The organism is Halorubrum tibetense, from assembly GCF_042661865.1.
Taxonomy (GTDB): Archaea; Halobacteriota; Halobacteria; order Halobacteriales; family Haloferacaceae; genus Halorubrum; species Halorubrum tibetense.
Map to the genome: position 1 here is coordinate 1 of NZ_JBHSWW010000191.1, position 4,754 is coordinate 4,754.

General features: G+C 68.4%; 4 protein-coding genes. All 4 read left to right on the plus strand.

Features of this window, described 5'->3' with window-relative positions; all coding sequences use genetic code 11:
* Nucleotides 1-592, plus strand: a 592-nt coding sequence (locus ACFQEU_RS11515) for a CheB methylesterase domain-containing protein (protein ID WP_379782260.1), incomplete at its 5' end; no start/stop codon positions are given.
* The gene (locus tag ACFQEU_RS11520) at nt 592-2,913 is read left to right on the plus strand and encodes an ATP-binding protein (protein WP_379782262.1); all 2,322 of its coding nucleotides are present in this window, start codon (nt 592-594) and stop codon (nt 2,911-2,913) included. The genes ACFQEU_RS11515 and ACFQEU_RS11520, both read left to right, overlap by 1 nt.
* Nucleotides 2,910-3,713: a CheR family methyltransferase gene (locus tag ACFQEU_RS11525; protein WP_379782264.1), complete on the plus strand. Its 804-nt coding sequence runs from the start codon at nt 2,910-2,912 to the stop codon at nt 3,711-3,713. The genes ACFQEU_RS11520 and ACFQEU_RS11525 overlap by 4 nt, the downstream gene beginning before the upstream one ends.
* Nucleotides 3,713-4,754: HEAT repeat domain-containing protein (locus ACFQEU_RS11530; RefSeq protein ID WP_379782266.1), on the plus strand; the 1,042-nt coding region annotated here is incomplete at its 3' end. The genes ACFQEU_RS11525 and ACFQEU_RS11530, both read left to right, overlap by 1 nt.

The window sequence follows — 4,754 nt, forward strand, 5'->3', positions numbered from 1 at the left end:
GACCCCGAGCAGGGACCTAACGGACCCCGTGACGGTCGTGATCGGGGCGTCGACCGGCGGGCCGAACGCGGTCGAGCGCGTGCTCGCCTCGTTGCCGATGGCGGACTGTCGCGTCCTGATCGTCCAACACATGCCCGAGGCGTTCACGTCGCGGTTCGCCGACCGGCTCGACGGCGTTTCCGCGTACGACGTGCGTGAGGCGACTGACGGCGAGCGGATCGGCGCGGTCGAGGCGCTCGTCGCCCGCGGCGGCAACCACCTCGAAGTCGGGAGCTATCGCGCGGGACGCCTCCGCGTGAAGCTCACGGAGGACGACTCGCGATCGGTCACTCCCGCCGTCGACGTGACGATGGAGTCGGCCGCCGGGACGGTCTCCGACCCGCTGGTCGGTGTGATACTGACCGGGATGGGGTCGGACGGATCGATCGGGATCCGCGCGATGGCGGACGCCGGCGCACGGACGATCGCACAGAGCGAGGACACCTGTGTGATCTACGGCATGCCGAAGCGCGCCGTCGCGACGGGCGTGATCGACGCGGTCCACGACCTCGACGACGTCGCCGGTGCGATCTTCGACGGAGGTGCGGCCTGATGGACTCACACCGTGCGGCGTTCGTCGCCGAGGCCGAAGACGGGATCACCGACCTCAACAACGCCCTGCTCGCGCTGGAGGCCGACCCCTCGGACGACGCCGCGATGGACGACGTGTTTCGGGTCGCCCACACGCTGAAGGGGAACGCCGCCGCGATGGGGTACGAGGACGTCTCCTCGTTCGGACACACGCTGGAGGACCTCCTCGACGCGGTCCGCTCGGGCGATCGGGAAGTGACCCCCGAGCTGATGGACCTGTTATTCGAGGGCGTCGACACTGTCGAAGCAATGGTTGCGGAGATCGCCGACACCGGGGAGGTATCGACCGATCCCACGGATCTGGAGTCGCGGCTCCGCGCCATCGAGAAACACGGAACGGTCGATCCGGCGGGCGATACAGGGAGCAACGAGACGGAACACGACGAGACGGAACACGACGACACAGAACACGGCGATACGGAACACGACGAGACGGAACACGGCGATACAGAAGGCGGTGACAGGCAGAACGGAGCAGACGGAAACGCCGAGGATAACGACGGAGGAGACAACGCGGAGACGAGCACGGACGTCGACGAACCCGCGAACGCCGACGTCACGGTGCCGCCGTTGCCGGACAGGGCGACCGAGCTCGGCGACGAGATCGTCTACGCCGCGGTCACCGTCGGGGACAGCGCCATGCCGGGCGTCGACGCGACGCTCATCACGCAGGCTGTCGACGGGCAGTTCGACGGGTTCGTCACTGATCCCGACGCTGACGCTCTCGAAGCCGGCGAGTACGACGGCGGGTTCGACGTGTTCGTCGCCGACGCGAACCCCGAAGTCGTCGCGAAGGGGCTCGACGCGCTCGCGCAGGTCGAATCAGTGACGGCAGCTCCCGTGGAAGCCGAGACGAACAACGCGGAGGACCCGGACACCGACGCTGGTGCTGACGGCACCACGGACGACGCGGACACCATCACCGCCGACGCAAACGACGCGGACACCATCACCGCCGACGCCAACGATACCGCCGACGCCAATAGCGCCAACGATACTGCCGACGCCGACGACACCACCACGGACGGCAGCAACCGCGACGAGATCAAGTCGATCCGGGTAGACGTCGACCAAGTCGACGAGCTGTACGGGCTGGTCGAACAGCTCGTGACGAGCCGGATCAAGCTCCGCCGCGAGCTGGAGGGCGCGGACGCGGAACCGGACACGTTAGACGAGCTGGACAAGCTCGCGTCGAGCCTCCAGGACACCGCGATGGATATGCGGCTCATCCCGTTCTCACAGGTGTCGGACTCGTTCCCGCGGCTGGTTCGGGACATCGCCCGCGACCTCGACAAGCAGGTACGGTTCGAGATCGAAGGCGACGACGTCGAGCTCGACCGGACGATCCTCACGGAGATGCGGGACCCGCTCGTACACGTCCTGCGGAACGCGGTCGACCACGGGATCGAGCCCCCCGCCGAGCGGGAGGCGGCCGGGAAGGACCCGCGAGGAGAGGTTCGACTCACCGCGGAGCGGGAACGGGACCACGTGATCATCGAGGTCGACGACGACGGCGGCGGCCTCGACGCGGACCGACTCCGCGACAAGGCGGTCGCCGAGGGCGTCGAGAGCCGGGACGCGGTCGAGGCGATGACCGACGACGAGGTGTACGACCTCGTCTTCCACCCGGGCTTCTCGACGGCGGAGGAGGTGACCGACGTCTCCGGACGCGGCGTGGGGATGGACGTGGTTCGGACTACCGCGCGGGACCTCGACGGATCCGTCTCTGTTAGTAGCGACCCCGGCGAGGGGACCACCGTCACGTTCCGGCTACCGGTCACCGTGGCCATCGTGAAGGTGATGTTCGTCGACGTCGGCGGCACCGAGTACGGGATCCCGATCAAATCGATCGCGGAGGTGTCCCGTGCGGACGGGATCGAGCGGGTCCACGGCGACGAGATCGTCCGACACGAGGGCGATCTCTACCCGGTCGTCAGGCTAAACGAGCGGCTCGAAGGGGCGAACGGATCGGAAGCATCGAGCCGGACCACGACTCCCGACGATGCCGATGTCGACGCCGGTTCCGACGCGGACACGGCCCCGGTCGACTCGTCGACGACCACAGCGACGGACGGCGGGGCGAGCGCCGACGACGAGGGGATGCTCGTCCGGATCCGTGAGGACACCCGGACGGTCGCGCTCCACTGTGACGGCGTGTTGGACCAGGAGGAAGTGGTCGTGAAACCGCTCGACGGTCCGCTGTCGGGGACGCCGGGACTCAGCGGGACCGCAGTGCTCGGCGACGGTGACGTCGTGGCCGTCCTCGACGTGGTGAGCCTATGACCGGGGACGCCGCCTTCGACGGGGTGTTACGCCAGATCGACGACTCCGTCCCGTTCGAGCCAGGCTACTACAACGAGTCGTACCTCGACCGGCGGATCTCCGCTCGAATGCGCCGTCGTGACACCGACTCACACACGGAGTACGAGCGGCTCCTCCGCGAGGAGAAAGCGGAGCGGCAAGCACTGATGGACGCGCTCACGATCAACGTGACCGAGTTCTTCCGCAACCCCGAGATGTGGGCGGTGCTGCGTGAGGTGCTGATCGACCTGACCGAGGAGAAACGCCGTGTCCGCGTCTGGTCGGCACCCTGTGCGGACGGACGGGAGCCGTACTCGCTGGCGATGTTGGCGTGTGACGACCCCGACATCAACGAGCGGCGGGTCGAGATACTCGGGAGCGACATCAGCGAGGAGGCGCTCGAGAACGCCCGAGAGGGGGTCTATCACACGACTCGAACGACGGATATCGCCGAAGAGCTCGCGCCGCTGTCGAACCCCGAGCGGTACGTCGACCGCGACGGCGACAGCTTCCGCGTGCGGGCCGAGCCCCGTCGACTCGTCGAGTTCGACACACATGACCTCATACGCGACGGGTCGCGCGGACCGTTCGAGTTGGTGTTGTGTCGGAACCTGCTGATCTACATCGATGTCGGGCACAAGGGGGCACTGTTCGACACGCTGGAAGCGTCACTCGCTGATCGGGGCGTCCTCGTCGTGGGTATGACGGAGAGCGTCCCGCCGGACCGAAGCGACGAGTACGAACCGATCGACAAGCGGCGGCGCGTGTTCCGGAGGCACTGATGTCGCTGTACCGCCACGCGCGCGACGGAAACGTCGAACGGCTTAGGGACGCGCTGGGGAGCGACAACGCCGCGGTCCGAAAGCGGGCAGTGGAGTTCCTCGGCGAGCTCGGTGAAGTCGACGACCAGGCGACTATCGACGGGCTGCTCCGAGCTGCCACCGCGGACGATGACCCCGGCGTTCGAGGAGCGGCTGTCGACGCCCTCGACGAGATCGGACAGGAGGCGCTCGAACAGCTCCTCACCGAACTCACGGGGGGAAGCGGGTCGGAGGCCGAGTGGGTGACCGCCCGCAAGTTCGCTCGCGCGCTCGACGCCGACCGCCCCGAGCTCCGGATCGCGGCGGCAAACGCGCTCGCACGGCTCGACGAACCCAGCGCTCTACCGGCGGTAGTGGACGCCCTCTCGGACCCCGACCCCCGTGTCCGGCTGCGAGCGTGCCACGCCTGCGGAACCTTCGCGGACCCACGGGCGATCCCGGCACTGATCGACCGCCTCGACGGCGAGCCACGCGTCCGGCGGGCAGCGGCGAACGCACTCGGGAGTATCGGCACCGATCGCGCGCTCGACCCCCTACTCGACCTGCTCGACGACTCGGACGAGTCGATCCGGCGGATCGCGGCGGGCGCACTCGGCAACGCGAACAACCCGAAGCCGGTGGAGCCGCTGGCACGGGCGCTTGGCGACGAGAGCGCGATCGTTCGGAACGCGGCGGTGTACTCCGTGATCGAGCTGCTCTCGAACGTGCCGACCGAGCACAGCCACACGGTCCGAGACCGGGTCGTCTCCGAGCTACAGGCGGCCGACGACGAGACCGTCGTCGACCCCCTCGTCGAGATCCTCACGAAGGGGAAACAGCGCCGACAGCGGCGGAACGCGGCGTGGATCCTCGGACGTGTCGCGGACCCGGACACGGCGCCGGCCGTCGAGGCGCTCGCGGACGCGCTCGCCGACGACGACCCCCAGACCGCACAGTTCGCTGCGACCAGCCTCCAGAGCCTCGGCGGACCGGTCGTGGAGGACCGGCTCCTCGATCGGGTCG

What these genes read in the sequence shown, in the direction of transcription:
- ACFQEU_RS11520 (WP_379782262.1), top strand. Translation starts at nt 592, where the DNA reads ATGGACTCACACCGTGCGGCGTTCGTCGCCGAGGCCGAAGACGGGATC.
- ACFQEU_RS11525 (WP_379782264.1), top strand. Translation starts at nt 2,910, where the DNA reads ATGACCGGGGACGCCGCCTTCGACGGGGTGTTACGCCAGATCGACGAC.